The sequence below is a fragment of the Nocardiopsis potens DSM 45234 genome (assembly GCF_000341105.1).
GTDB lineage: Bacteria > Actinomycetota > Actinomycetes > Streptosporangiales > Streptosporangiaceae > Nocardiopsis_A > Nocardiopsis_A potens.
Genome location: NZ_ANBB01000044.1, coordinates 131486 through 157098, shown reverse-complemented (window position 1 = coordinate 157098; position 25613 = coordinate 131486). Strand labels below are relative to the sequence as shown.

Annotated in this window: 20 protein-coding genes and 4 tRNA genes; 19 read left to right on the top strand and 5 right to left on the bottom strand. The window is 74.8% G+C overall.

The features are described 5' to 3' along the window. The first annotated feature begins 24 nt into the window (after positions 1-24). The 9 genes from D459_RS0117950 to D459_RS0117910 all read left to right on the top strand — a co-directional run bounded on the left by D459_RS0117950 (position 25) and on the right by D459_RS0117910 (position 12748). Positions 25-1974: a TIGR03960 family B12-binding radical SAM protein gene (locus D459_RS0117950; RefSeq protein WP_017594390.1), complete on the top strand. Its 1950-nt coding sequence runs from the start codon at positions 25-27 to the stop codon at positions 1972-1974. 446 nt (positions 1975-2420) lie between these two features. Beyond that, complete coding sequence (locus D459_RS0117945; RefSeq protein ID WP_081620607.1) at positions 2421-3353, top strand: TIGR03936 family radical SAM-associated protein; 933 nt, start codon at positions 2421-2423, stop codon at positions 3351-3353. Between the two features lie 124 nt (positions 3354-3477). Beyond that, positions 3478-6822: an Rne/Rng family ribonuclease gene (locus D459_RS0117940; RefSeq protein ID WP_026120503.1), complete on the top strand. Its 3345-nt coding sequence runs from the start codon at positions 3478-3480 to the stop codon at positions 6820-6822. A gap of 242 nt (positions 6823-7064) precedes the next feature. Continuing rightward, complete coding sequence (gene rplU, locus D459_RS0117935; protein ID WP_026120502.1) at positions 7065-7376, top strand: 50S ribosomal protein L21; 312 nt, start codon at positions 7065-7067, stop codon at positions 7374-7376. A 14-nt stretch (positions 7377-7390) separates the two neighbouring features. After that, entirely contained in the window at positions 7391-7651 is a 261-nt protein-coding gene (gene rpmA / locus D459_RS0117930; RefSeq protein ID WP_017594386.1) for a 50S ribosomal protein L27, read from the top strand. A 115-nt stretch (positions 7652-7766) separates the two neighbouring features. Beyond that, a complete protein-coding gene (obgE, locus tag D459_RS0117925) occupies positions 7767-9131 on the top strand; it encodes a GTPase ObgE (protein ID WP_017594385.1) in 1365 nt (454 codons plus the stop codon). A gap of 163 nt (positions 9132-9294) precedes the next feature. Continuing rightward, the gene (proB, locus tag D459_RS0117920) at positions 9295-10410 is read left to right on the top strand and encodes a glutamate 5-kinase (RefSeq protein WP_193790262.1); all 1116 of its coding nucleotides are present in this window, start codon (positions 9295-9297) and stop codon (positions 10408-10410) included. 105 nt (positions 10411-10515) lie between these two features. Next, the gene (locus tag D459_RS0117915) at positions 10516-11772 is read left to right on the top strand and encodes a glutamate-5-semialdehyde dehydrogenase (RefSeq protein WP_017594383.1); all 1257 of its coding nucleotides are present in this window, start codon (positions 10516-10518) and stop codon (positions 11770-11772) included. 157 nt (positions 11773-11929) lie between these two features. Continuing rightward, positions 11930-12748, top strand: a complete 819-nt coding sequence (locus tag D459_RS0117910; RefSeq protein WP_020380241.1) for an SAM-dependent methyltransferase — start codon at positions 11930-11932, stop codon at positions 12746-12748. 129 nt (positions 12749-12877) lie between these two features. On the opposite strand, the gene D459_RS0117905 is transcribed toward D459_RS0117910, so the two are convergent. After that, positions 12878-13933, bottom strand: coding sequence for a M48 family metallopeptidase (locus tag D459_RS0117905; RefSeq protein WP_017594381.1), 1056 nt, complete (start codon positions 13931-13933; stop codon positions 12878-12880). A gap of 171 nt (positions 13934-14104) precedes the next feature. On the opposite strand from D459_RS0117905, the gene nadD reads away from it, so the two are divergent. The 4 genes from nadD (at position 14105) to D459_RS0117885 (ending at position 16056) form a co-directional block, all read left to right on the top strand. Continuing rightward, complete coding sequence (gene nadD / locus D459_RS0117900; protein WP_026120501.1) at positions 14105-14782, top strand: nicotinate-nucleotide adenylyltransferase; 678 nt, start codon at positions 14105-14107, stop codon at positions 14780-14782. Next, positions 14779-15180, top strand: a complete 402-nt coding sequence (rsfS, locus tag D459_RS0117895; RefSeq protein ID WP_017594379.1) for a ribosome silencing factor — start codon at positions 14779-14781, stop codon at positions 15178-15180. Before nadD ends, rsfS begins: the two co-directional genes overlap by 4 nt. Before the next feature lie 97 nt (positions 15181-15277). Further along, positions 15278-15898: a histidine phosphatase family protein gene (locus D459_RS0117890; RefSeq protein ID WP_017594378.1), complete on the top strand. Its 621-nt coding sequence runs from the start codon at positions 15278-15280 to the stop codon at positions 15896-15898. Positions 15899-15983: 85 nt separating this feature from the next. Beyond that, positions 15984-16056 (top strand) — tRNA-Ala (locus D459_RS0117885). Positions 16057-16279: 223 nt separating this feature from the next. Here D459_RS0117885 and D459_RS0117880 read toward each other — a convergent pair. Further along, on the bottom strand, positions 16280-16573 hold the full coding sequence (locus D459_RS0117880) for a GroES family chaperonin (protein WP_017594377.1): 294 nt from the start codon (positions 16571-16573) through the stop codon (positions 16280-16282). A 151-nt stretch (positions 16574-16724) separates the two neighbouring features. Here D459_RS0117880 and D459_RS0117875 point away from each other — a divergent pair. From D459_RS0117875 to D459_RS0117860, 4 genes are all read left to right on the top strand, one after another. Next, positions 16725-16797, top strand: a tRNA-Ala gene (locus tag D459_RS0117875). Positions 16798-16986: 189 nt separating this feature from the next. Further along, positions 16987-17059, top strand: a tRNA-Ala gene (locus D459_RS0117870). Between the two features lie 213 nt (positions 17060-17272). Then, positions 17273-17345 (top strand) — tRNA-Ala (locus D459_RS0117865). Positions 17346-17557: 212 nt separating this feature from the next. Further along, entirely contained in the window at positions 17558-17872 is a 315-nt protein-coding gene (locus D459_RS0117860; RefSeq protein WP_017594376.1) for a nuclear transport factor 2 family protein, read from the top strand. A 1339-nt stretch (positions 17873-19211) separates the two neighbouring features. Here the strand turns inward: D459_RS0117860 and D459_RS0117855 are convergent. Both D459_RS0117855 and D459_RS0117850 read right to left on the bottom strand, forming a co-directional pair. Then, positions 19212-20090 (bottom strand): alpha/beta fold hydrolase, encoded by an 879-nt coding sequence (locus tag D459_RS0117855; RefSeq protein ID WP_020380240.1) that lies wholly within the window; start codon positions 20088-20090, stop codon positions 19212-19214. Between the two features lie 416 nt (positions 20091-20506). Continuing rightward, a complete protein-coding gene (locus D459_RS0117850) occupies positions 20507-22258 on the bottom strand; it encodes an ABC transporter ATP-binding protein (RefSeq protein ID WP_026120500.1) in 1752 nt (583 codons plus the stop codon). Positions 22259-22393: 135 nt separating this feature from the next. On the opposite strand from D459_RS0117850, the gene D459_RS0117845 reads away from it, so the two are divergent. Continuing rightward, positions 22394-23023: a TetR/AcrR family transcriptional regulator gene (locus D459_RS0117845; RefSeq protein ID WP_051065465.1), complete on the top strand. Its 630-nt coding sequence runs from the start codon at positions 22394-22396 to the stop codon at positions 23021-23023. Positions 23024-23252: 229 nt separating this feature from the next. Next, positions 23253-24536 (top strand): hypothetical protein, encoded by a 1284-nt coding sequence (locus D459_RS0117840; RefSeq protein WP_026120499.1) that lies wholly within the window; start codon positions 23253-23255, stop codon positions 24534-24536. A gap of 117 nt (positions 24537-24653) precedes the next feature. On the opposite strand, the gene D459_RS0117835 is transcribed toward D459_RS0117840, so the two are convergent. Continuing rightward, positions 24654-25484, bottom strand: coding sequence for an oxygenase MpaB family protein (locus tag D459_RS0117835; protein ID WP_017594372.1), 831 nt, complete (start codon positions 25482-25484; stop codon positions 24654-24656). Positions 25485-25613 lie beyond the last annotated feature (129 nt).

Here is a 25613-nt window from a genome sequence, read left to right as displayed (position 1 = left end):
ATCCGATCCGGAGGGACGGGCCCGATGGTCGCCGATGCAGGTGAGAGTGTCTTTCCGTGGCTGGAGGAGCTGCTGCCGCGGGTGCGCAAACCGGTCCAGTACGTGGGCGGTGAGCTGAACTCGGTCGCGGCGGACTGGGACGCCGCCGAGGTGCGCTGGGCGCTGATGTACCCCGACGCCTACGAGGTGGGCGTGCCCAACCAGGGGATCCAGATCCTCTACGAGATCCTGAACGAGCGGGACGGGGTGCTGGCCGAGCGGACCTACGCGGTCGGCACCGACCTGGAGGCGCTGATGCGCGAGCACGGCGTCCCGCAGTTCACCGTGGACGCGCACCGACCGGTCGGCGGGTTCGACCTGCTCGGGGTGAGCTTCGCCAGCGAGATGGGCTACACCAACCTGCTCACCGCCCTGGACCTGGCCGGCATCCCGCTGCACGCGGCCGACCGGGGCGAGGACCACCCCGTGGTGCTGGCCGGCGGGCACGCCGCGTTCAACCCGGAGCCGGTCGCCGACTTCCTGGACGCCGCGGTGCTCGGCGACGGGGAGGAGATCGCGCTGGCCGTCACCGAGGTGGTGCGGGAGTGGAAGCGGGAGGGGCGGCCCGGCGGCCGGGACGGCCTGCTGGAGCGGCTGGCCGCCGGCGGCGGGGTGTACGTGCCGCGCTTCTACGACGTGGACTACCTGCCCGACGGGCGGATCGGCGGCTACCGCCCGAACCGGCCGGGCGTGCCGTGGCGGGTGCACAAGCACACCGTGATGGACCTGGACCGGTGGCCCTACCCGAAGCGGCCGATCGTGCCGATCGCGGAGTCGGTGCACGAGCGCTACAGCGTGGAGATCTTCCGGGGCTGCACCCGCGGCTGCCGGTTCTGCCAGGCGGGCATGATCACCCGGCCGGTGCGCGAGCGCAGCGGCGCGGTGGTGCGGGACATGGTGGAGCAGGGGGTGCGGGCCTCCGGGTTCCAGGAGGTCGGCCTGCTCTCGCTGTCCAGCGCCGACCACAGCGAGATCGGCTCGATCACCAAGACCCTGGCCGACCGGTACGAGGGCACCGGCACCGGGCTGTCGCTCCCCTCCACCCGGGTGGACGCGTTCAACATCGAGCTCGCCGGCGAGCTGGCCCGCTCCGGCCGCCGCTCCGGGCTGACCTTCGCCCCGGAGGGCGGCAGCGAGCGGATGCGCCGGGTGATCAACAAGATGGTCACCGAGCAGGACCTGATCCGCACCGTCACCGCCGCCTACGCGGCCGGCTGGCGGCAGGTCAAGCTGTACTTCATGTGCGGCCTGCCCACCGAGGAGGACGAGGACGTGCTGGCCATCGCCGACCTGGCCAGGGAGGTGGTGCGGACCGGCCGGGAGGCCACCGGCCGGAGCGACATCCGGTGCACCGTCTCCATCGGCGGGTTCGTGCCCAAGCCGCACACCCCGTTCCAGTGGGTCGGGCAGGCCCCGGCCGAGGTGGTCGACGCCCGGCTGCGCCGGCTGCGGGACGAGCTCCGCGCGGACAAGCGCTACGGCCGGGCGATCGGGCTGCGCTACCACGAGGGCGCGCCGTCGGTCATCGAGGGGCTGCTCTCCCGGGGCGATCGCCGGGTCGGCGCGGTGGTCGAGCGGGTCTGGCGGGACGGCGGCCGGTTCGACGGGTGGAGCGAGCACTTCGACCGGGAGCGCTGGCACCGCTGCGCCGCGGAGGCGTTCGCCGGCGGGCCGGTCGACCTGGACTGGTTCACGGTGCGCGAGCGCGCCGAGGACGAGGTGCTGCCCTGGGACCACCTGGACGCGGGCCTGGACCGGGACTGGCTCTGGCAGGACTGGCAGGACGCCCGGCACGGCGAGGAGTCGGTCGAGGTCGACGACTGCCGGTGGAACCCCTGCTACGACTGCGGCGTCTGCCCGAGCACCGGCGCCGAGATCCAGATCGGGGTGGGGCCGCAGGACCGCTCGAAGCTGCTGCCGCTGTCGGTGCGCTGACCGGGCGCGCGGGGCGCCGGAGGAGAACGGGGTTCGCCCGGGTGCTCGACGCGGCCGGAGGGCGGCGGAGCGGGCCCGATCGGGCCGGGCGGAAGGGGTATGGCCCGGCGCCCCGCTCGCGCCGGGCCATACGTGCAGTAGGACGGACGTGGTCGCCGAATGGTTTGCACGATCGGCGAAAAAACTCGAAGAAAATTTTGGACCGCTCGAAACAGCAGGTCGGAGGGGGTCTGGCGGGGGGAGTCCGGGGAGGCGGCCGGGGCGGTGTCCGTACCGGTCGGGATGGAACGCCGCCGCCGGGCTTTTCAACGGGGCGCGCCGGGGGAAGAGCATCTACGTGCGAGACGCATGGAACCGGCCGACGGGCGAGATCTCCCTTACGTCGGGTGATCGGCCGACACGGCCGGGTCGGTGGCGCGCGCCCCCCGCCGCGGGCCGTAGGCTGAATGGGACGTGAATTCCCCAGGTGGGTGTGTCGTGCAGGAATCGGCCGCCCGCTCGGGGAGTTGGACAGGAAAGGAGTACCGCTGCCCCCGGTACCTCAGGGCGAGGCTCCGCCCTCCGACGAACGGACCGGCCACCGGATCCGCGTCCGCTACCGCAAGAGCGGCCGGATGCGGTTCGCCAGCCACCGCGACATCGCGCGGGTGCTGGAGCGGGCCGTGCGGAGGGCGGGGGTGCCCGTTGCCTACTCGGCCGGGTTCTCCCCGCACCCGAAGATCTCCTACGCGGGCGCGGCTCCCACCGGAGTCGCGAGCGAGGCGGAGTACTTCGAGATGGTGCTGGCCGAACCGGCCGGCGTCGAGCAGGTACAGGTCGGCCTCGACGCGGCGCTGCCCGAAGGGCTGGACGTCGCGGAGGCCGTACCGGCGGGCACCGGCGGCCTGGCGGACCGCCTGGAAGCATCGGAGTGGAGAGTGGAACTGCCCGGCGTCGCCCCCGAAGACGCCGAGCGGGCCGCGGCCGTGTTCCTGGCGGCCGACGGTGTGGAGGTCGAGCGGCTCACCAAGAAGGGCCGCCGGCGCTTCGACGCCCGCGGTGCCGTCGTCCGACTCGAGTCGGCGGGGCGCACCGGAACGGGACGAGAAGCGACATATGCCATACTTCGAATGGTCATACGGCATACCACACCAGCCGTACGACCGGACGATGTAGTGACCGGCCTTCGTCAAGCGGCCGGCCTGGCGCCGCCGTCATCACCGGTGATGACCCGGCTGGCGCAGGGGCCGCTGGACGAGGAGTCCGGCGTGGTCGCCGATCCGCTCGGAGCGGATCGAAAGGCCGACCCGCCCGGACGCGCGGAGTGGACTCCGCGGCCGTCCCCGCCCGCGGAGGGCGCGCACGCGCCGCCCTCGACGGGGGACGCGGGCGAACGATGACGACTTTGCCCGGGGGTGTGCGAACACCACCGGCGCCGAAACAGCGACGACAGTCCTCGCGAGCGGCGGCAGAGGCTCGGCGAGCCGAGGCCGCGCCCGAGGGCTCTGACGGGAGACCGCCCGGATGCTCGAGAACGAGCCCAACGGCGGTGCCGACGGCACCGCGGGTACAACTGAAACGACGGAGACCGCGCAGGACCCGAAGCAGGGGCGGACGACCGTGACGGTCGCCCAGCCCCAGCAGGACTTCGAGGTCAAGGTGAGCGCCCCGGTGAAGCGCGCCAAGGGAGCGGTGCGCGCGGCCGGGCCGCCGCCCGAGCCCGAGCCGGCGGCGCCGGCCTCCTCCGCTCCGCTGACCGCTCCGGCGGGGAAGGTGGAGCCGGAGACCGCGGTCGCGGTGAACACGCCGCGCAAGGGCGCCGCCGCGCGGCGCGCCTCCGCCCCCGCGGCGGAGCCCGCCGAGGCGGCCGAGGCCGCAGCCGAAGAGGCGGCCGCGCCGGCCGGGGAGAAGGCCCCGGCGAAGGCCCGGGCCGCCCGGACCCGCACCCGGACGAGCCGGAAGAAGGCCCAGGAGGCCGCGGAGCCCGCGGTCGAGCCGGCCGCCGAGGAGAAGCCCGCCGGAGCGGAGCCCGCCGAGGAGGAGCGGCGCCCGCGCACCCGCGCCCGCGGCTCCCGCAAGGCCGAGGCGCCCGCCGCCGGCACCGCCTTCCAGGCGCCCCCGGCCGAAGAGCCGGAGGAGGCCGCCGACCCCTCCGCCCTCTCCTTCCAGGCGCCCATGGTGCTGTTCCAGCCCCCGGTCGCACCGCCGGCCGAGGCCAACGGGACCGTGGAGCGGACCGCCGAGGAGGCCCCCGAGGAGGAGGCCGAAGAGACCGAGGCCGCCGAGGCCGCCGAGGCCGAGGCCGCGGAGGGCGACGAGGACCGCCCCGGCCGCCGCCGGCGCCGCCGCGGCGGGCGCGGGCGCGGCCGGTCCCGCACCGGCGAGGAGGAGGCCGAGGAGCAGGCCGCCGAGGACGGCCGGGAGGCCGCCGCCGAGGAGGGCCGCGAGCAGGCCGCCGAGGGCTCCGGGGACGGCGCCGAGCAGGCGGAGTCCGCCGAGGGCTCGGGCTCCGGGAGCCGCCGCCGGCGCCGCCGGCGCCGCCGCTCCGGCTCCGACTCCGCCGGGGACGAGGCCCCCGGCAAGGACGACCCGCCCAACACCGTGGTGAAGGTGCGCGAGCCGCGCGCCGAGAAGCCGATCGAGGACGAGGTCCAGTCGGTCCGCGGCTCCACCCGGCTGGAGGCGAAGAAGCAGCGCCGCCGCGAGGGCCGCGAGCAGGGCCGCCGGCGCACCCCGATCATCACCGAGTCGGAGTTCCTGGCCCGCCGCGAGTCGGTCAAGCGGGACCTGGTGATCCGGCGGATCGGCGACCGCACCCAGATCGGCGTGCTGGAGGACGACGTCCTCGTCGAGCACTACGTCGACCGCTCCACCCACCGCTCCTACGTCGGCAACGTCTACCTGGGCCGGGTGCAGAACGTGCTCCCGTCCATGGAGGCCGCCTTCGTGGACATCGGCAAGGGCCGCAACGCGGTGCTCTACGCCGGCGAGGTGAACTGGGACGCCTCCGGGCTGGAGGGCCAGCCCAAGCGGATCGAGTCGGTGCTCAAGTCCGGCCAGTCGGTGCTGGTCCAGGTGACCAAGGACCCGATCGGGCACAAGGGCGCCCGGCTCACCAGCCAGATCAGCCTCCCCGGCCGGTACCTGGTCTACGTGCCGGACGGCTCGATGACCGGCATCAGCCGCAAGCTCCCGGACAAGGAGCGGGCCCGGCTCAAGCAGATCCTGAAGAAGGTCATGCCGGCCAACGCCGGGGTGATCGTGCGCACCGCGGCGGAGGGCGCCAGTGAGGAGGAGCTGGAGCGCGACATCTCGCGCCTGGCCGCGCAGTGGGAGTCGATCAAGCGCAAGTCGAAGTCGGCGACCGCGCCCGCGCTGCTCAACAGCGAGCCGGACCTGACCGTCAAGGTCGTCCGGGACGTGTTCAACGAGGACTTCACCAGCCTGGTCGTCTCCGGCGACGAGGCCTGGGACACGGTGCACGACTACGTGGACTACGTGGCCCCGCAGCTCTCCGAGCGCCTGACCAGGTGGGACGGCGACCGGGACATCTTCGAGGCGTACCGGATCGACGAGCAGATCTCCAAGGGCCTGGAGCGCAAGGTCTGGCTGCCCAGCGGCGGCTCGCTGATCATCGACCGCACCGAGGCGATGACCGTGGTCGACGTGAACACCGGCAAGTTCACCGGCCAGGGCGGCAACCTCGAGGAGACGGTCACCAAGAACAACCTCGAGGCGGCCGAGGAGATCGTCCGCCAGCTGCGGCTGCGCGACATCGGCGGCATCATCGTGATCGACTTCATCGACATGGTGCTGGAGAGCAACCGCGACCTGGTGCTGCGCCGGCTGCTGGAGTGCCTCTCCCGGGACCGCACCAAGCACCAGGTGGCCGAGGTCACCTCGCTGGGCCTGGTGCAGATGACCCGCAAGCGGGTCGGCCAGGGGCTGCTGGAGGCGTTCTCGCACAGCTGCGAGCAGTGCAACGGGCGCGGCCTGATCCTCTCCTCCGAGCCGGTGGAGGGCAAGGGCTCCGGCAACCAGTCCGGCTCCGGCCGGAAGAAGAAGGGCAAGGGCGGCTCCGCCGAGGACGCCAAGGCCAAGGACGACAAGGCCAAGGAGTCCAAGGAGGAGAAGGCCGACAAGGCCGCCGCCAAGGCCGAGCCCGCCGAGGAGGCGCCCGCGGCCGAGGAGCCCCGGGAGGCCGCCAAGGCCGAGGACGGCGCCAAGGAGGGCAAGGGCAAGGCCGCCGCGAGGAAGGGCGGCCGGGCCAAGAAGGCCGGCAAGGCCGCCGCCGGGGCCGAGCCCGCCGAGGAGGCCGCCGCGGCCGAGGAGAAGCCCGCGGAGGCGGCGGCCGAGCCCGCCGAGGCCCCGGTGGAGCAGCCGGCCAAGGCCGCCGCGCCCCGGAAGCGGACCCGCAAGGCCAAGGAGTCCGCGGCCAAGGAGCCCGCCGCCGAGGCGCCCGAGGCCGGGCAGGCCGAGCCGGCCCCCGCCGCGGAGCAGGAGGACGCGTCCGGGGAGAGCGCCGCGGAGCCGGCGGCCGAGGCCGCCCCGAAGCGCACCCGGACGGTGAAGAAGACCACCGCGCGCAGCCGGACCCGCAAGGCGGCCGGCGCGACCGCGGACACCGGCGGCGAGCAGGCCGCCGAGGGGTCCGCGGAGCCGCGCGCGGAGGAGGCTGCCGCGGCGCCGTCGGGCGCCGCGGAGGCGGCCCCCGCCCCGGCGGCGGACGGCGCGGAGTCCTCCGCGGCCGCCGAGCCGGCCGGCGGGGAGCAGGACGAGGGCGCCGAGCGGCCCCGCCGCCGGCGCACCCGGCGGACGGCCAAGTCGGCGGGCACCGCCCCCGACTCGGCCCCCGTCGAGGCCGGTTGACGGACCCGGCCGGACCGGGGAGGCCCCTGGTCCGGCCGGGCCGCGGCGTGTCCGCCGCCGAGCGGCGGATGGTAATCTATGGGTCGGTGCGTCGGCGCGCCCCAATCGTTCGCGCGCCCGAGACCCGACTTGATTCCCATGCCCCGCTACGGGCCCTGATGGGTAACGAGCTGCGGTCAAAAGCAGCGCATTTCACCCCCGCTTCGGCGGGGATGGTCCACGAGCAGGAAGAGAGTTCCCCGGTGTACGCGATCGTGCGAGCGGGCGGCCGACAGGAGAAGGTGTCTGTCGATGACGTCTTGAACATCGACAGGGTCTCCGACGAGGCCGGTTCGACGGTGACGTGGGAGCCGCTGCTTGTCGTCGACGACGGCAAGGTCATCAGCGAGGCCACCGAGCTGAACGGGTACCAGGTCACCGCCGAGGTCATCGGCGAGGCCAAGGGCCCCAAGATCGACATGCTGAAGTACAAGAACAAGACCGGTTACAAGAAGCGCCTGGGTCACCGCCAGAAGTACACCCGCGTGCGCGTCACCGGTATCGCTGCGAAGTAGAGGAGGGGCTCGAGATGGCACACAAGAAGGGCGCATCGTCCAGCCGTAACGGGCGCGACTCCAACGCCAAGCGGCTCGGGGTCAAGCGCTTCGGCGGCCAGTCCGTCAAGGCCGGTGAGATCCTCATCCGCCAGCGCGGCACCCGCTTCCACCCGGGCGACAACGTCGGCCGCGGTGGCGACGACACCCTGTTCGCGCTGGTCGCGGGCAAGGTCGAGTTCGGCAACCGGCGCGGCCGCAAGGCCGTGAACATCGTCCCGGTCCCCGCCGAGTAGCGGGCCCGAACGATCACGCTTCACCGCAGGGCGGGCCAGGCCGACTGGCCCGCCCTGCGTGCTCCGGAGGGGCGTCCGCCCCACCGGGCCGCTGAGGACACGGGGAGAAGAGCACATGCCCGATTTCGTCGACGAAGCGGTCTTGCACGTCAAGGCCGGTGACGGCGGGCACGGTTGTGCCTCCATCCACCGTGAGAAGTTCAAGCCGCTGGGCGGCCCGGACGGGGCCAACGGCGGCCGGGGCGGCGACATCGTCCTGGAGGTCGACCCGGGCAGCGCCACCCTGCTGGAGTACCAGCGCCGGCCGCACCGCAAGGCGGGCAACGGCGCGCCCGGCAAGGGCGGCAACCGGGCCGGGGCCAACGGCGAGACCCTGGTGCTGCCGGTCCCGGACGGGACCGTCGTCACCACCCTGGACGGCGAGCCCGTCGCCGACCTGGTCGGCGCCGGGACCCGGCTGGTCCTGGTCGAGGGCGGCGCGGGCGGCCTGGGCAACGCGGCGCTGGCCTCGCCCAAGCGGAAGGCGCCCGGCTTCGCGCTCAAGGGCGAGGAGGGGGCCTCCGCCGACGTCCGGCTGGAGATCAAGACCATCGCCGACGTCGGCCTGCTCGGCTTCCCCAGCGCCGGCAAGTCCTCGCTGATCGCGGCGCTCTCCGCGGCCCGGCCCAAGATCGCCGACTACCCGTTCACCACGCTGGTGCCCAACCTCGGCGTGGTCGAGGCGGGCACCGTGCAGTACGTGGTCGCCGACGTGCCCGGCCTGATCCCCGGCGCCAGCTCGGGCAAGGGCCTCGGCCTGTCCTTCCTGCGGCACATCGAGCGCTGCTCCATGCTGCTGCACGTGCTCGACTGCGCCACCTACGAGAAGGACCGCGACCCGGTCAGCGACCTGGACGCCCTCGAGGCCGAGCTGGCCGCCTACGGCGAGCTCACCGACGTCGACCTCTCCGACCGCCCGCGCATGGTCGTGCTGAACAAGATCGACGTGCCCGAGGCGCGCGAGCTGGCCGAGATGGTCCGCCCGATGCTGGAGGAGCGCGGCCTGAAGGTCTTCGAGATCTCCGCCGCCAGCCGCGAGGGGCTGCGCGCCCTGTCCTACGCGATGGGCGAGGAGGTCGCCCGGGCCCGGGCCGCCCGGCCCGCACCGGAGCCGACCCGGGTGGTGCTGCGCCCGCGCGAGATCGGCGACGCCTCCTTTGAGGTGGTCAAGGTCGGCGAGAACGCCTTCCGGGTGAGCGGCGCCAAGCCCGCCCGCTGGGTCCGCCAGACCGACTTCTCCAACGAGGAGGCCGTCGGCTACCTGAGCGAGCGCCTGGACCGCCTCGGTATCGAGGACGCGCTGCGCAAGGCCGGCGCCACCGAGGGCGCCGAGGTCTACATCGGCACCGAGGAGGACTCCGTGGTCTTCGACTGGGCCCCCGACCTCGATGCCTCGCTCCCGCCGACCGGCCCGCGCGGCACCGACGACCGGCTGGCCTGACGTCGCGCGGGGTACCCGCCGCCCCCTGTCCCGGGGCGGCGGCGTTCGGAGGCTCAGCCGTCCGGGAACCGAGGCAGATGGGAAGTCGTGCACCGTGCACGGAACAGGTACGACACATGCGGGGACGAGCGGGCAGGGCGGTGCGGAGGCCGAGCGGGCCCGGCTGGGGACCGCGCGCAGGGTCGTGGTCAAGGTGGGCTCCTCCTCGCTGACCACCCCTGACGGGCACATCGACCGGGAGCGCATCGCGGTACTCACCGACGTGCTGGCGCGGCGCCGTTCGGCCGGGACCGAGCTGGTCCTGGTCTCCTCCGGGGCGGTCGCCGCGGGCATGTCCCCGCTGGGGCTGCCGTCCCGCCCCAAGGACCTGGCCACCCAGCAGGCGGCGGCCAGCGTCGGGCAGGGCCTGCTGGTCGCCCACTACACCGCGGCGTTCGCCGGGCACGGGCTGACCGCCGCCCAGGTGCTGCTCACCGTCGAGGACATGATGCGCCGGGTGCAGTACCGCAACGCCCAGCGCACCCTGCGGCGGCTGCTGGACATGGGCGCGGTGCCCATCGTGAACGAGAACGACACCGTCGCCACGCACGAGATCCGCTTCGGCGACAACGACCGGCTCGCCGCCCTCGTCGCCCACCTGCTCCGCGCCGACGCGCTGCTGCTCCTCTCCGACGTGGACGCGCTCTACGACGGCGACCCGTCCCGCCCCGGCACCCGGCGCATCCCGTGGGTGCCGGCGGTGCGCGGGCTCACCGGCGTCGACGTCGGCGGCACCGGGCGGCGCGGGGTCGGCACCGGGGGCATGGCCACCAAGCTGGAGTCGGCCCGGATCGCCACCGAGGCGGGGGTGCCGACGGTGCTCGCCGCGGCGGCCGACGCCGGGCCGGCGCTGGCCGGCGAGGAGGTCGGCACCCTGTTCACCGCGAGCACCGAGCGCAGGCCGTCGGCCCGCCAGCTGTGGCTGGCGCACGCCACCGCCGGGCGCGGCAGCGTGGTGCTGGACCCCGGCGCGGTCCGCGCGGTCGCCGCGGAGCACGCCTCGCTGCTCCCGGCCGGCGTGGTCAAGGTCGAGGGCGAGTTCAGCGCCGGCGACCCGGTCGACCTGTGCGACGAGGACGGCCGGACCATCGCCCGCGGCCTGGTCAACTACGACGCCGCGGAGATCCCGGAGCTGATGGGCCGGTCCACCCGCTGGCTCGCCCGGGAGCTGGGACCGGAGTACGAGCGGGAGATCGTGCACCGCGACGACCTGGTCGTGCTGGACGGCGAACGCCCCTGACCCGGCCCGGAGGCGCGCCCCGCGACGGGCGCCGCCCCGGGCCGGAACCGCACCCGAACACGGCAGGACCCCCAGGAAACGACAGCGCAGAACGGACGGAACGCCATGAGTGACACCGAGCGCGAGGTGCACGCCGCCGCACGGCGGGCCAAGGAGGCGGCGGCCGAACTCGCCCCGCTCGGCCGGGAGGCCAAGGACGCGGCGCTGCACGCGGTGGCCGACGCCCTGGTGGCCGAGGCCGCCTCCATCGTCGAGGCCAACGCCGAGGACGTGGAGCGGGCCCGGGAGGCGGGCGAGCCCGGCGCGATGGTCGACCGGCTCACCCTGACCGAGGAGCGGGTCGCCGCGATCGCCGCCGCGGTGCGCGAGGTCGCCGAGCTGCCGGACCCGGTGGGCGAGGTGGTCCGCGGCTCGGTGCTGCCCAACGGGCTGGAGTTGACCCAGATCCGGGTCCCGATGGGCGTCATCGGCATCATCTACGAGGGCCGGCCCAACGTCACCGCGGACGCCGCCGTGCTCTGCCTGAAGAGCGGCAACGCCGCGCTGCTCCGCGGCTCCTCCTCCGCCTACTCCTCCAACACCCGGATCGTCGAGGTGATCCGCGGGGCGCTGGACAAGACCGACGTGCCGGCGGACGCCGTGCAGCTGGTCCCCGGCGCAGGCCGGGACTCCGCGCAGGCCCTGATGCGCGCCCGCGGCCTGGTCGACGTGCTCATCCCGCGCGGCGGCGGGTCGCTGATCCAGGCGGTGGTGCGCGAGTCCACCGTCCCGGTGATCGAGACCGGCGAGGGCAACTGCCACGTCTACGTCGACGAGCACGCCGACCTGGACAAGGCCCTGGCGATCGCGCTGAACGCCAAGGCGCAGCGGTGCTCGGTGTGCAACGCCGCGGAGACCGCCCTGGTGCACCGGGCGGTGGCCGACCGGTTCCTGCCGCGGTTCCTCTCCGCCCTGGCCGACCTGGGCGTCACCGTGCACGGCGACGACGCGGTGCTGGCCCACGACGACCGGGTGGTCCCGGCGACCGAGGCGGACTGGGGCACCGAGTACCTGTCCATGGACATCGCGGTCAAGGTGGTGGACTCGCTGGACGAGGCGGTCGCGCACATCCGCGAGTACTCCACCTCGCACACCGAGGCGATCGTCACCGACTCGCAGTCGGCGGCCCGCCGGTTCGTCTCCCGGGTCGACTCGGCCGCGGTCATGGTCAACGCCTCGACCCGGTTCACCGACGGCGGCGAGTTCGGCTTCGGCGCGGAGATCGGCATCTCCACCCAGAAGCTGCACGCCCGCGGCCCGATGGGGCTGCGCGAGATGACCTCGACCAAGTACGTGGTCACCGGCGACGGCCACGTGCGCTAGGCAGCGGCCGGAGGATCCCGCGGCCCCCTCGGCGCGCCGAGGGGGCCGCGGCGCCGCGGGCGCCGCCCCGGAACGGGCCCGGGGGTGTCCCGGAGGAGGGGCCGGAAACGCTAGGATGCCGCTGCCGCAGGCGTTCTCGCACCCTCAGGAGCCCCCCATGACCGATGACAGGAGCTCGGCCCCGCCGACCTCGGTGTTCGACCAGGGCGTGCCGACGGCCGCCCGGGTCTACGATGTGATGCTCGACGGCAAGGACAACTACGCCGTCGACCGCGAGGTGGCCCGGGCCAGCCTCGAGGTGATGCCCGAGCTGAAGGAGATCGCCCTGCACAACCGGGCGATCCTGCACCGGGTGGTGCGCACCCTGGCCGAGCAGGAGGGCGTGGACCAGTTCCTGGACCTGGGCTCCGGCCTTCCGACGGTGCGCAACACCCACGAGGTCGCGCTGGAGGCGAACCCGGACTCCCGGGTGGTCTACGTGGACATCGACCCGCTGGTCTCCGCGCACGGGCACGCCATCCTGGCGGACAACCCCAACACCCAGGTGGTCACCGCGGACCTCCGCGACCCGCGCGCCGTGCTGGACCACCCCGAGGTGCGGAAGACGATCGACCTCGACCGGCCGGTCTGCGTGATGCTCTGCGGGATCCTCCACCACATCCTGGACGAGGAGGACCCGAACGGGATCGTGGCCGCGCTGCGCGAGGCGGTGGTGCCGGGCTCCTTCTTCTTCATCACCAACTTCACCCGGCTCGGCGACGCCCCGGAGAGCCAGGAGCTGGAGCAGGTGCTGCTCAGCCAGCTCGGCACCGGCCGGGTGCGCACGGTCGAGGAGCTGCTGGCCTACTTCGACGGCCTGGAGCTGCTCCCGCCCGGGATGGTGCCGCTGCCGCTGTGGCGGCCGGACGGCATCGTGCGGGACAGCACCTCGGTGGCGGCGCGCTTCATGACCGGCGGGGTCGCGCGCAAGGCGTAGTGCGCCGAACCGGCGGCCCCGGCAGTGCGGCCCCGGCACTGCGGCCCCGCCGGAGCGCTCCGGCGGGGCCGCACTGCGGGGACCTGCGGGGGAGGGGGCGGCGCGCCCGCGCGGGCGCGCCGCGGCGGCTCACGAGCCGTTCTGCCCGCCGCTCCCGGAGCGGCCGGCGTTCTTCCAGCGCTCGGCGACGGTGTCGAAGATCTTGCCGCCGGCGCTGGCCGCGCTGCCCGCCACGTCGCGCACCATGCCCACCAGCGGGTCGGCGGAGCGCTCCCAGGACTCCTTGTAGGAGTTGGCCGCGCTGCGCGCCTCCTCGCTCACCGAGGCGTCCCGGTCGGTGGAGCGCCGCGGGTAGTCGCCGTTGACGATCCGCCGGTAGGAGCCGTCCTCGATCCACCGGTGCAGCTCGGCCATCCGCACCACGGCGAACGGGTGGGTGGTGCCCATCAGGCTGAGCAGCTTGATCAGGCTGTCCCGGGCGTCGCCGCCCCGGTCGTACTCGCGGGCCTGCTCCAGGAAGGCGTCCGGGTTCATCTCGGCCAGCCGGGAGCCGCCGGCGATCTTCATCAGGGCGCGCTTGGCGGCGTCGGGGTTCTGCGAGGCCAGCACGCCGGCCCGGTCGCAGGAGAGCTCCGACTTGCGGTACCACTCCTCCAGGGCGGCGACGATCGCGCGCAGCCCGATGTAGCCCAGCGGGATCCAGGCGACCCGGGCGGCCAGCTGGATCAGGGCCAGCAGCATGGTGCGGTAGACGGCGTGGCCGGAGAGGATGTGCCCCACCTCGTGGCCGACGACGAACCGCTGCTCCTCGGCGTCGAGCAGATCGAACAGGCCGGTGGTCATCACGATGAACGGCCGCTGGCTGCCGATGGCCATCGCGTTGGGCCGGGGGTCCATCTGGATGTAGAGCTCGGGGACCTCGTCCAGGTCGAGCACGTAGGCGGCGTCCCGGACGTAGTCGTACACCTCGGGGAACTGGCGCTCGCTGACCCGGACCGAGCCGGAGAGGAACATCAGCCTCAGGGCGCGCTCGTTGAACAGGCCGGAGAGGCGCTTGAACACCTCGTCGAAGCCGCGCAGCGAGCGCAGCGCCACCAGGGCGCCGCGGTCGGCCGGGTGCTCATAGGCGCGCGAGGAGATTTCGGTGAGTCGGACGCGGGCACGGTCTGGTGTGTTGGTGGCCATATCGGCATGCTATGCGCCGCTCCCCGGGGCACGCCACGATTTCGGGTGACGAGATATGACGTGAATTTCGCACCGGTCGCGCGCCGCTCCGGAACGGCCGGGGACGCCGCGCGCCCGCGGGTCGGCTACGCTCGGCTCCAGCTGGAGGAAGCGGTGGAAAAGGAGCGGCAGGTGGCAAAGGACGCGGCGGGCGCGGACGCTCCGCGCGGGCCCCGGGCGCCGGCCAGGCGCGTGGGGGTCATGGGCGGCACGTTCGACCCGATCCACCACGGGCACCTGGTCGCGGCCAGTGAGGTCGCCCACCTCTACCACCTGGACGAGGTGCTGTTCGTACCGACCGGCCGGCCCTACCAGAAGGACCTCAGCAAGGTCGCGCCGGCCGAGGACCGCTACCTGATGACGGTCATCGCCACCGCGGAGAACCCGCAGTTCCGGGTGAGCCGGGTGGAGATCGACCGGGACGGCCCCACCTACACCATCGACACCCTGCGCGAACTCAGGAAGGCCTACGGGCCCGAGGTGAAGCTCTTCTTCATCACCGGGGCCGACGCGCTGGGCGCTATCCTGAGCTGGCAGAACGTGGACGAACTCTTCGATCTCGCGCACTTCGTGGGCTGCAACCGCCCCGGGCACCGGCTGACCGACTCCGGCCTGCCCGACGGCAAGGTCAGCCTGGTGGAGATCCCCGCACTGGCGATCTCCTCCACCGAGTGCCGGGAGCGGGTGCGCAAGGGCGAGCCGATCTGGTACCTCGTCCCCGACGGCATCGTCCGCTACATCAACAAGACCGGGCTCTACCTCGACGATCAGCCGGGGCAGCGCCCTGGGGAGGCAGCTTCTTCATCGTGACCGCCACCGACCGGGCCCTGGAGCTCGTCAACATCGCCGCCGAAGCGGCATCGGACAAACTGGCCGAGGAGATCGTCGCCTACGACGTCAGCGACCAGCTGGTCATCACCGACGCCTTCGTGCTCTGCTCGGCCCCCAGCGACCGGCAGGTCCGCTCCATCGTCGACGAGGTGGAGGACCGCCTCCGGGACGGCGCCGGGATCAAGCCGGTGCGCCGCGAGGGCGAGCGCGACGGCCGCTGGGTGCTCCTCGACTACGCCGAGATCGTCGTGCACATCCAGCACGAGGAGGAGCGCGGCCACTACGGCCTGGAGCGGCTGTGGAAGGACTGCCCCGTCATCCCGCTGCCGGAGAGCGCGCGGGGCCGCGACCGCAGCGCGGCCGAGAACGGAAACTGACCCCGGGCCGGGGCGCCGGGGCCGGGGGACCGGGCCCGGGCCGCGCCCCGGAACCGACCCCAGCCCCCTGTTCCCCACCCGGACCGGAGCCGATCGCATGACCCGCCGCGTCATCTGCTGGCGCCATGGCCAGACCCAGTGGAACCTCGAAAAGCGGTTCCAGGGGCAGACCGACATCCCGCTGGACGAGACCGGGCACGGGCAGGCGCGCCGCGCCGCCCGGCTGCTCGCCTCGCTGCGCCCGGACGCGATCGTCTGCTCGGACCTGCGCCGCGCCGCCGACACCGCCGGCTACCTGGCCGCGGAGACCGGGCTGGCCCCGGAGGTCGACAAGGGGCTGCGCGAGCGGCACGGCGGCTCCTGGGAGGGGCTGACCCGGGAGGAGATCCGGCGGCGCTGGCCGGAGGAGAACGCCCGGATGGCGATCCCCGACGGCGAGCCCATCCTGGACGTGGGCGAACGGGTGCACGACGCGGTCCAGCGCGCGCTGGCCCGGGTCCCCGAGGGCGGCCTGCTGGTCGCGGTCGGCCACGGCGCGGCGCTGCGGGCCGGCATCAACCGGATGATCGGCCTGCCCGAGGAGATGCGCCAGGCGCTCGGCCCGCTGGGCAACTGCTCCTGGTCGCTGCTGGGCCCGCTGCACACCGGCGGCTGGCGGCTGCTCGAGCACAACGCCTCCAGCCTGCCCGAGGACCGCATCCTCGGCGACGACCGCTGATCCCCCGTTTCGACGGAACGGCGGGATTCCGCTATCCTTCCTGGAGTCGGCGGGACGGCGGAGACCGGCCCACCGGCCCGGATACGGGGCTATGGCGCAGTTGGTAGCGCGCCTCCATGGCATGGAGGAGGTCTGGGGTTCGAATCCCCATAGCTCCACAGCGGAAGGAGCGCCCGGCGGCGGGGGAACCCGCCTCCGGGCGCTCCTTCGTATGCCCCTGTCCGCATGCGCCCGTTCATATAGGCCTGTTCATATGGGCCCGCGTGCGCCCGGTCCGTGCGCACCCGGCCCCGGGCGGGCGCCCCGGAAAGGCGGCGGCGCGCCGGACCGCGGCGGCCGCCCGCCCGCCGTGCGGCGGGGGAGGGGCGGCCGCCGGCGGCCCTACAGGTAGAGGCCGGTGCCGTGCTCGGTGGCCTCGTTGGCCACGGCGTGCACGTCCCGCTCGCGCAGCACCAGGTAGCGCTCCGAATGGAGCTCCACCTCGAACGCGTCCTCGGGGTTGAACAGCACCCGGTCACCGGAGGCGACGTGGCGGGCGCTGGTGCCCGCGCCGCAGACCTCGCCCCATACGAGGCGGGTCGCCATCTTCACGGTGTCCGGGATGACCAGTCCGCCGCTGCTGCGCCGCTCGCCCTTCTCCGGGAGCTCGCGCAGGAGGAGGCGGTCGTGGAGCATCTGGATCTCAAGCTTCGTTTCGGACACCCTGCAAGATTAATCCGTTTCCGGGGCGCTCTGCTCGGCCCGGCCCCGAGGCCGGGCCTGTCCGAGCAGTCCCGGACATCCGGTAGAGTCGAGGGGTCGCCGGGCGGACCGCCCGGAGCGGCACGGGGCTATGGCGCAGTTGGTAGCGCGCCTCCATGGCATGGAGGAGGTCTGGGGTTCGAATCCCCATAGCTCCACCCGGTTTCGAGAAGAGCGATGACGGCCCCGCCCGACGGCGGGGCCTTATTCGTGTTCCCGCCTCCCGGAGTGGACGCCCTCCGGGGCGCCCCGGCGCTTCCGGCGCCCCCGGGGCGCTGGCCGGTCACAGCGGTCCCGCAGGTCCGATAGAATCGTCAGTGTTCCTCCGGGGAACCGGAGATGAACGCGGGGCTATGGCGCAGTTGGTAGCGCGCCTCCATGGCATGGAGGAGGTCTGGGGTTCGAATCCCCATAGCTCCACACCGCACAAGGCGGGCCACCGGCATCGGACCGGGGCCCGCCTTCGTCGTTCCCGGGGCCGGCCGGAGCCGCTCCGGCCGGCCCCGGGTCGGCGCCGCCGCGACCACCGGGGGAGGGCGAACTCCCGCGGACCGGTGCGCCTCCTCACCTCCACCCGGCCCGGAAAACCGGCTTTTCCACCGCCGGCATCCGCTACCATGGAGTCACACCTGAGGGGCTATGGCGCAGTTGGTAGCGCGCCTCCATGGCATGGAGGAGGTCTGGGGTTCGAATCCCCATAGCTCCACACCGCACAAGGCGGGCCACCGGTATCCGACCGGGGCCCGCCTTCGTCGTTCCCGGGGGACCCCTCCGTCCCGACAGGCCGGGCGGGTGCTTGGTCCGACCGCTCCGACCTGCGATCATCCAGTCGGGCCGGGGGAGTGCACCGATCCTGCGCTCCCACCGGGCGGGAGGGAGCCCGGCGGCGCGGCCCGCCAGGCAGGAGGAGGACCGGCCATGAGCCAGATACCGAGCGACCCCGTGGTGCGCGCGTTCGTCGACGCGGTCAACAGCGGCGACCGCGACGCCTTCTACGCCCTGCTCGCACCGGGGGCGACCATGACCGACGACGGGAGCGAGCGCGACCTGGACCAGTGGGTCGACCGGGAGATCTTCTCCAGCGACGGCAGGATGAACGTCGAATCGGAGAGCGACGGCGGCCGCGATCTGGTCGCCGCCTACACCAACTCCACCTGGGGAACGATGCGCACCCGCTGGCGCTTCACCGTCGACGGAGGCAGGATCACCCGGTTCGACACCGGCCAGGCCTGACCGGCCGCCGGACACGAGACCCCTTCCGCGTCGCCCTCGGCGTGGGGACCGGCCGGCCGGTCGGGCGCGGCGCCCCACAGGGTGACGGCTCAAACCGGCGGCGACGGCAGCGGCGAGGCGAGGCGAAGGCGGCCACCCGGGCGCGGGCCCCACGGGGCAAGGGTTCAAGCGGGCGGCGAAGGCGGGGAGGGCACCGGCTGGTCGGTCGGGCGCGGCGCATCGCGGAGCGAAGGTTCAAGCCAGCGGCGACGGCGCCGGTAGGGGCGGGGTGCAGGTGGTCGCCCGGGCGCGGGCCTCACGGAGCGGAGGTTCAGACGGGCGGCGACGGCGAAGGCAGGGCCGGGGCCAGGCACCCAGCCGGGTGCGGCGCCTCGCGGGGCGGGGGTTCAAGCAGGCGGCGAAGGCGGGCAGGGGACCGGCTGGTCGGTCGGGTGCGGCAGAGCAGGGAGGGGCGGCCGGAGCGGCAGGTTCGCCGTTCCCGCGTCGCCCGGGCGTCGTGGCCGGCCGCCTGTGAAACCGCTGCACCTCTCTGACCTGGGTGAATACGCACGGTGATGGCGGGGTGGGGCGCCCTGCGCACCGCGAGAGCACCCCAGTGATTCCCGGGCGCGCATCCCGGCCCGGATCGGCCCCTTGGCGGCCCGATTGGGGCCGATCGGGCCGGTGTTCGGGGGTTCGAGCGGCCCGGAAGGTCGGGAGGCAGGGGGCCGGAACCCGGGCAGGGGCAGAGTGGGGGCGGGATGTCGCTTTTGCTCTGCCGGAAGGGCCCGCCTTGGCCACTCTGGGTGATCGACGAGGGGGCGGTGGGGGCTTCGGGGCTTACTACTCGCTGGTAGATGTAATCGGGGTGCTCTCGCGGTGCGCAGGGCGCCCCCGCCCCCGCCCGATCCCCGCCGCGAACCGGGCATACAGGGATAAGGCCCCCTGGGGTCCAGGCGGGCCGGTGAACGCGGCGCCCGGCCCCCTCCCGCCTTCGCCGCCTGCTTGAACTTTCGCTCCGTGGGGTGCCGCGCCCGGGTGAGACGCCCGACCACGCTCCTACCGCTGCCGTCGCCGCCGTCTTGACCTTCGCTCTGCGGGGCGCCGCGCCCGACCGACCAGCCGGCACGCCCCCTTCCCGCCTTCGCTGCCCGTCTGAAGCTCCACCCCGTGGGGCGCCGCGCCCGACCGACCAGCCGGTCCCCTCCCGCCTTCGCTGCCCGCTTGAACCTTCGCCCCGTGGGGTGCCGCGCCCGACCGACCGGCCGGTCCCCCTCCTGTCCCACTCCCGCCCTCTGGTGTGCGGGGTTGCAACGGGCAGTGGAAACCACCGCCGATCGAGACGGCGACAGCGCCGAGATCAACGCGGGAGGCCGGCGAGGAACCCCCGTACCTCGGAGAGGAAGCGGTCGTGCGCCTCCAGTTGGGCCCAGTGGCCGCACCGCGATGCCAGGACGACCCGGGCGTCGGGCATCCGGGCGGCGGCCAGCCGGGAGTCGCGCGGCGGGATCAGCGGGTCCAGGTCGCCGTGGAAGAACAGGGTGGGCACCCGGATGCGGTGCACCTCGGGGAGGATGTCGTTGCGCATCCAGCGGCGCCCCACGATGGCCTGGCCGTACCGCAGGTAGCCCAGTTGGCCGCCGGGCCGGGTGCTCTCCCGGCGGAACTCCGCCGCCGCCTCCGGCGGGAGCACCGACGGGTCGTGCAGCACGCGGCGGAGCGCGGCTCCGGTGAACCGCCCGGCCAGCCGGGCGGCGGGCAGCAGGACCGGGTCGGGGAGCCGGCACAGCGCCCACAGCGCGGCCTGCATCCAGGGGCGGGAGAGCCCGGCGGAGAGCCCGGCCGGGGCGATCGGGACCAGGGCGCGGACCCGGTCGGGGTGGCGGAGGGCGAGGTTGAGCGCGACGTCCCCGCCCATCGACACGCCGGCCACCACGGCCCGCTCCTCGCCGAGGACGGTCATCAGCCGCGCGGTGAAGTCGGCCATCGGCGCCGGGCCGCCGAGCGGGGCGATACCGGAGGTGGAGCCGAAACCGGGCAGGTCGGGGGCGATCAGCCGGCAGTCGGCGCCCAGCGGCTCGAACGCCCGGTACCAGGAGATCGAGGCGTTGTCGCAGCCGCCGCCGTGCAGCAGCACGACGGCCGGGCCGGATTCGGCGGGGCTGCGCAGCACCCGCACCCGTCCGCCGTCGAGCGCGGCGGTCTCCGGGCGGGCACCGGGCGGGACGAGAGGCGGCACGGTCGGCTCCGGGATCGGTGCTCGCGCCCCGCGCGGTCCCGTGGCTCGCGGCGGGCCCGCCCGAGCGGGGCTCCAGGGGTCCATGTTAACGCCGCCGAGCCGGACGGCCGAGGCCCCGAAGCCGCCCGCACGCCTCCGACCTGCGCGTATCGCGCCCGAGGCCGCTCCCCCGACGCCGTCCCGTCGGGGCGGAGGGCCGTCCCGCCCTCCGGTGGGAGAGGGGCGGACGACCGGCGTCCGAGCGCGGTTCCGGGGGCCGGTCCGCGCACACCGACCGCCTTCGGTCCCCTTCCCCGGGCCCGGTTCCCCGTTCGGGGCGGGGACTCCGGGGCCGCCGGTCCGGTCCGCATGCCGCACCGGCCGGCCTCCCGCCGCTCCGCGCCCGGCGGGGGCGCCGCGCGCTTCCGGTGCCCGGGTCAGCCGGGGGCGGGGGCGTTCTCCTCCTCGGCGATGTGCAGGGCCGCGACCAGGTCCCGGTAGAGGTCGTCGGAGCGGAGCAGCTCGGTGTGGGTGCCCTGGGCGCGGACCCGGCCGTCCTCCAGCACCACGATCCGGTCGGCGCGGATGACGGTGGACAGCCGGTGGGCGATGGTCACCACCGCCGCGCGGTCGGCGTGCCGGCGCACGCTGCGGGTGACGGCCGCCTCGGTGATCGCGTCGATCTGGGCGGTCGCCTCGTCGAGCAGCAGCACGTCGGGGGCGTGCAGCAGGGCGCGGGCGAGCGCGATCCGCTGGCGCTGGCCGCCGGAGAGCGAGTCGGAGCCCAGCGGGGTGTCCAGCCCCTCCTCCAGCGCGTCGATCTTGCCGGTCAGCCGGACCTCGGCGAGCACCCGCCGGATCTCCTCCTCGCCGGCGTCGGGCCGGCCGAACAGCAGGTTCTCCCGGATGGTCCCGGGCAGCACCGGGGTGTCCTGCTCCACGTAGGCGAACCGCCGGCGCACCTCGCCGGGGGTGAGGCCGGAGTAGGGGACTCCGTCCAGGTAGAGCCGCCCCTCCTCGGGTTCGAGGAAGCGCAGCAGTAGGGAGAGCACCGTGGTCTTGCCGGCGCCGGAGGGGCCGACGATCGCGGTGTGCCCGCGGGCCGGGACGGCCAGGTCGACTCCGCGCAGCGCCGGCGCGGCCCCGGGCGCGTAGCGGGCGGTGACCCCGCGCAGCTCCAGCAGCGCCCGGTCCGGCGCGCCCTCGGCGGGACCGCCCGGCCCCGGCTCGGCGAGGCCGCCGGCGGGCTCGGCCCCGGGTTCCGGCGCCAGCGCCTCGGTCTCCCGGATGCGCCGGGCCGCGGCCACCCCGGCCTGCAGCGAGGTCACGCTCTGGGAGAGCTCGCTGACCGGGTTGAGCAGGGTGAACGCGTACAGCAGGAAGGCCACCAGGGTGGACACCTCGATGCCGCCGGTGGTGATCCGCAGCGCGCCGACGCCGAGGATCGCGATGATCGCCAGCTGGATCCCGGTGCCGGCGATGGTCCAGGCGGCCGCCTCGTGCCGGACCGAGCTGATCCCGTGCCGGGCCGACTCCTCGGCGTCCTCGCCGATCCGCTCGATGATCCGCTGCTCGGCGCGGGCCGCCTTCACCGTGCGGATCGCCCGCAGCGAGCCGTCCAGCAGGCCGCCCATCCGGCCGAGCGCCTCCTGGGCCCGCTCCTGGGCCCGGGCGATCGCCGGCATCAGCAGCAGGAACAGCACCGTCACCACGGCCACCGCGGCCGCGGTCACGCCGAGCAGCGGCAGGTCCAGCACGGCCATCATGACGAGCGTCCCGATCAGCAGCGCACCGCTGTTGATCAGGTTCACCACGCCGGTCGAGGCCGCCTCGCGGAGCAGCACCGTGTCGGAGGTGACCCGGGTGACCAGCTCGCCGGTGCTGCGCCGGGTCAGCGGGACCAGCGAGGCGCGGAAGTAGCGCCGGACCAGCGAGCCGCGGGCGTCCAGCACGACCCGCTCGGCGAGGGTACCGAGCAGCACCCAGTGCCACATGCCCAGGGCGCCGCCGACCACCAGCAGCCCGAGCAGCAGCAGGATCGGGGTGCGCAGGTCGGCGTCGGCGGAGAGGTTGTCCAGCAGCAGCTTGGTCACCATCGGGGTGGCCAGCTCCAGGGCCGAGCCGACCAGGGCGAGCACCAGGCCCAGCAGCACGGTCCGCCGGTGCGGGTGCAGGAACGACCAGAGCAGCCGCAGGTCGGGGAAGCGGCCCGGCGCCGGTCCGGGCGGGTCGGGACGTGTCGGGATTGAAGCGTTCATGCTCGAAATTAGGTCATGAGTGCCCGATTATTGTCAAGCGATTACCGACGGGGCTACCATGCGGCCATGGCGAAACGGGCTCCGGTGGAGGAAGAGACGAGGACGCGGGCGCGGACCCGCCGGGCGATCCTGGAGGCGGCGGTGACCGTGCTCGCCGAGCGCTCCGCGGCGCCGCTCTCCGACGTCGCCCGGGCGGCCGGGGTGGCCCGCAGCACCCTGCAGCGCTACTTCCCGGAGCGCTCGGACCTGCTCGCCGCCCTGGAGGAGCACGCCGACGAGGTCCTCCGGGAGGCCACCGAGCGGGCGCGCCCCGCCGAGGGGACCGGGGCCGAGGCGCTCGTGCGCCTGGCGGCCGAGTACTTCCCGCTGCGCGACGCCGTCATGCTGGCCTGGGGGAGCGGCGAGGAGATCGACGAGTCGGCGTGGGCCGAGGAGCCGGAGGAGTACGACCGGGCGCTCTACGCACTGGTCGAGCGGGGCCACGCGGACGGGACCCTGGACCGGCGGATCGGCCCGCTCTGGGCCCAGCAGCTGCTCTGGGGGCACCTCTACTCCGGCTGGGCCTACTGCCACCAGTCCTCGGTCTCCCGGCACGAGGCACTGAACCTCTGCCTGTACTCGCTGGTCAAGTCGGTCTGCGCGGGCGGGCCCGGGGAGGTCGCCGCGGGCCTGGTCCCGCTCCCCGCCGAGCACTGACCGCCGGCCGGCCGTACCGCCGCGCCGGAAGCGGCCGGATGTGGCCGATAGCGGCCGATCGGGAACCCGGCGGATCCGGGTAGGCATATGCGCCGTTCCTCCAGGGAGGTTCGGAGGGGAGGGGGCCGCCGCACCCCCGCCGCGGCCTCTGCGGAGGACAGGGGCGGACTACCGGGAGTGCCGGGCGGAGGGTAGATTCGTGTCGTCACCGACAGAGCCGAGGACGACCGTGACACCGAGTTCCCCCACCCGGTTCCGTCCCATCGCACGCGCCCTGGCGGCGATCGGCTGCGCGGGCGCCCTGGCGGCCGCCGCCCCGGCCGCCGCGGACGCGGCGGGCTCCGCATCCCCCGGAGCCGGCGCGGAACACGCCGCCACAGCCAGGATCGCCGCCGTCGAATGGTGCGGCATGGGCACCATCGGCGAGGTCGAGACCGGCTACGGCGGCGGCCCGGCCGTCGCGCACTGGGACGGTGCGGACGACGGCGCCGGGGGCGACCAGCACTTCCGGTCCGCGCCCGAGCGCGCCTACAGCAGGGTCTCCGCCGACGGCGCCGCCCTGAGCGCCCGCGCGTCGATCACCGATGCCCGCCTCGACCCCTCCTGCGCCCTGCTGCCGGCCGCCGACGGCGAGCCGGACCGGCGGCTGGCCGAGGCCTTCGGCGCCGAGGACCTGGCCGCGGTCGAGGCGGTCGAGTCCCGGGCCCGGTGGACCGAGGAGCGCGGGGCCACGGCCGATCTCGAGGTCCGCGGCCTGGAGGTGCTCGGCGAACCGGTCGACCTGGAGGCGGCCGGGGACGGCGCGGTCGAGCGCACCTTCACCGCCGATGGCCCCGCGGGCCCGGTCCGGGTGGACCTCACCGCGCGGGCCTCGGAGCACGGCCTGTCGGAGGGCGGCGAGACCGCCACCGCGGCCTGGGCCGGCCTCACCCTGCAGTTCGACGTCACCGCGGCCGGCGGTGCGGAGGAAGGCGCGGAGGAAGAGGCGGCGGCGGACGTCAGCGGCACCTACCGGGTCGACCTGGCCGGGGCGGGCGTGCACGGCGGCCGGGTGCTGACCGAGCCCTCCCCGCCCGAGGAGGGCGGGACCGACCCCAGCCCGCGGCCGTCCCCCGGCCCCGAGCGCGCCCCGAGGACGGAGCCCTCGCCGGAGGAGACCGGCGGCGGGGACCGCGGCGGGGAGCGGCCCGGGGAGGAGCCCGGGACCGAGGGCCCCGGCGGTACCGGCGACCGCCCCACCGAGCCGGGCGGCGGTGCCGGGTCCACCGGGCCGGGCCCGGGCGGCGGCGCCTCCCCGAGCCCCTCGGCGGAGCCGCAGAGCCCGAGCGGGGAGTCCGGCGCGGACGGCCTCGCCCTGGACCCCGACGCGTCGACCGGCGGTGGCGGCGGCAGGCTGCCGGTCACCGGCCAGGCCCTGATCGGGATGGCCGCCACCGGACTGGCCTCGCTCGCCGCCGGTGCCGCCGCGCTCTACCTGGGCCGCTCCCGCTCCTCGGCCTCCGGAGACGACTGACCGCCCGCCCCGCCGCCGCAGGGCGGCCGCGGGCCGCCCGGGCGGAGCGGGCCCGGGAGTCCGCCGGGCGCCTGCCCGGGCGGCGCGCGCCGATCCGTGTCCGCCCCGCCGCCGGGGTCAGCCGGCCGGGCGGTGTCGCCGGGGCGGCGAACCGCGGTGCGGGCGGCCGCCGCGGGCGGCCCGGCGGCGCATGTCCCACAGGCACAGCGCCATGGGGGCGGTGCGCACCCGGAGCGGCAGCCGCGGGTAGACGGCGCGGAGGGCGGCGGTGAACCGGTCGAAGCGGCGCTGCGAGCGCGGCCCCCAGGGCAGGCCCAGCCCGTCCCGCACGTGCGCGGGGAGCAGGCCCGCGGCGAGGAACCGCTGCAGCCGCATCGGCGGCCCCAGCAGCGGGTTCCGCGGGTGGAACAGGTCGCGGGCGATGCCCCGGGCGGTCTCGCCGGGGCGGAGCGCGGCGACCGATTCGGACCAGTAGCGCTCGAAGTCGCCCCGGGTCGGCGGCCAGTGGTCCGCCGGGCAGCCCAGCGCGGTGGCGTACACCGCGGCCTGCCGGTAGGCGGCCTCCCCGCGGTCCGGCGGCAGCGGCCCCAGCGCGGTCTCGTAGAGCCGGAGGCCGCCCTCGTACAGGGTGGCCGCGACCCATGTCTGCAGGTCGGGGTCGCGGGCGTCGTAGCCGGGGCCGCGGACCCGGGCGTGCGCCGCCCGGACGGTGCGGGACACCCGGTCGACCTCCTCCGGGGTCCCCGCGGCCATGGTGTAGACGAAGGTCAGCGTGGCGCGCAGCCGGTCCACGGGGCGCTGCGCGAAGTCGCTGTGGTCGGCGACGCCCTGCCCCACCCCGGGATGGCTCACCTGCATCAGGATCGCGTAGGCGGCGCCGCCGAGCACCGCGGCCTCCCCGCTGATCCGGCGCAGTTCCGACCGGTCGTCGTCCGTACCCGCTTCCATGGGCCCGATGCTACGGGCGCCCGCGCCGGCCGGCTCCGGCGGCTCTCCGGGGCGGCGCACATTCCTACCGGTCGGTAAGGGGTTGTCCGGGAGGGCGGCCGACCCTAATGTGACTCGCACCACTCTAAC

Excerpts from the sequence above, each read along its gene's own strand:
- D459_RS0117880 (WP_017594377.1), bottom strand. The coding sequence starts at position 16,573 with ATGCTCCACGACCGCCTCCTCCTGCGCGAGCTCCCGGAGAAGGGCGAG.
- rpmA (WP_017594386.1), top strand. The coding sequence starts at position 7,391 with ATGGCACACAAGAAGGGCGCATCGTCCAGCCGTAACGGGCGCGACTCC.
- D459_RS0117915 (WP_017594383.1), top strand. The coding sequence starts at position 10,516 with ATGAGTGACACCGAGCGCGAGGTGCACGCCGCCGCACGGCGGGCCAAG.
- D459_RS0117845 (WP_051065465.1), top strand. The coding sequence starts at position 22,394 with ATGGCGAAACGGGCTCCGGTGGAGGAAGAGACGAGGACGCGGGCGCGG.
- D459_RS0117950 (WP_017594390.1), top strand. The coding sequence starts at position 25 with ATGGTCGCCGATGCAGGTGAGAGTGTCTTTCCGTGGCTGGAGGAGCTG.
- D459_RS0117910 (WP_020380241.1), top strand. The coding sequence starts at position 11,930 with ATGACCGATGACAGGAGCTCGGCCCCGCCGACCTCGGTGTTCGACCAG.
- D459_RS0117945 (WP_081620607.1), top strand. The coding sequence starts at position 2,421 with ATGGGACGTGAATTCCCCAGGTGGGTGTGTCGTGCAGGAATCGGCCGC.
- D459_RS0117835 (WP_017594372.1), bottom strand. The coding sequence starts at position 25,484 with ATGGAAGCGGGTACGGACGACGACCGGTCGGAACTGCGCCGGATCAGC.
- obgE (WP_017594385.1), top strand. The coding sequence starts at position 7,767 with ATGCCCGATTTCGTCGACGAAGCGGTCTTGCACGTCAAGGCCGGTGAC.
- D459_RS0117905 (WP_017594381.1), bottom strand. The coding sequence starts at position 13,933 with ATGGCCACCAACACACCAGACCGTGCCCGCGTCCGACTCACCGAAATC.
- D459_RS0117860 (WP_017594376.1), top strand. The coding sequence starts at position 17,558 with ATGAGCCAGATACCGAGCGACCCCGTGGTGCGCGCGTTCGTCGACGCG.
- D459_RS0117940 (WP_026120503.1), top strand. The coding sequence starts at position 3,478 with ATGCTCGAGAACGAGCCCAACGGCGGTGCCGACGGCACCGCGGGTACA.
- D459_RS0117890 (WP_017594378.1), top strand. The coding sequence starts at position 15,278 with ATGACCCGCCGCGTCATCTGCTGGCGCCATGGCCAGACCCAGTGGAAC.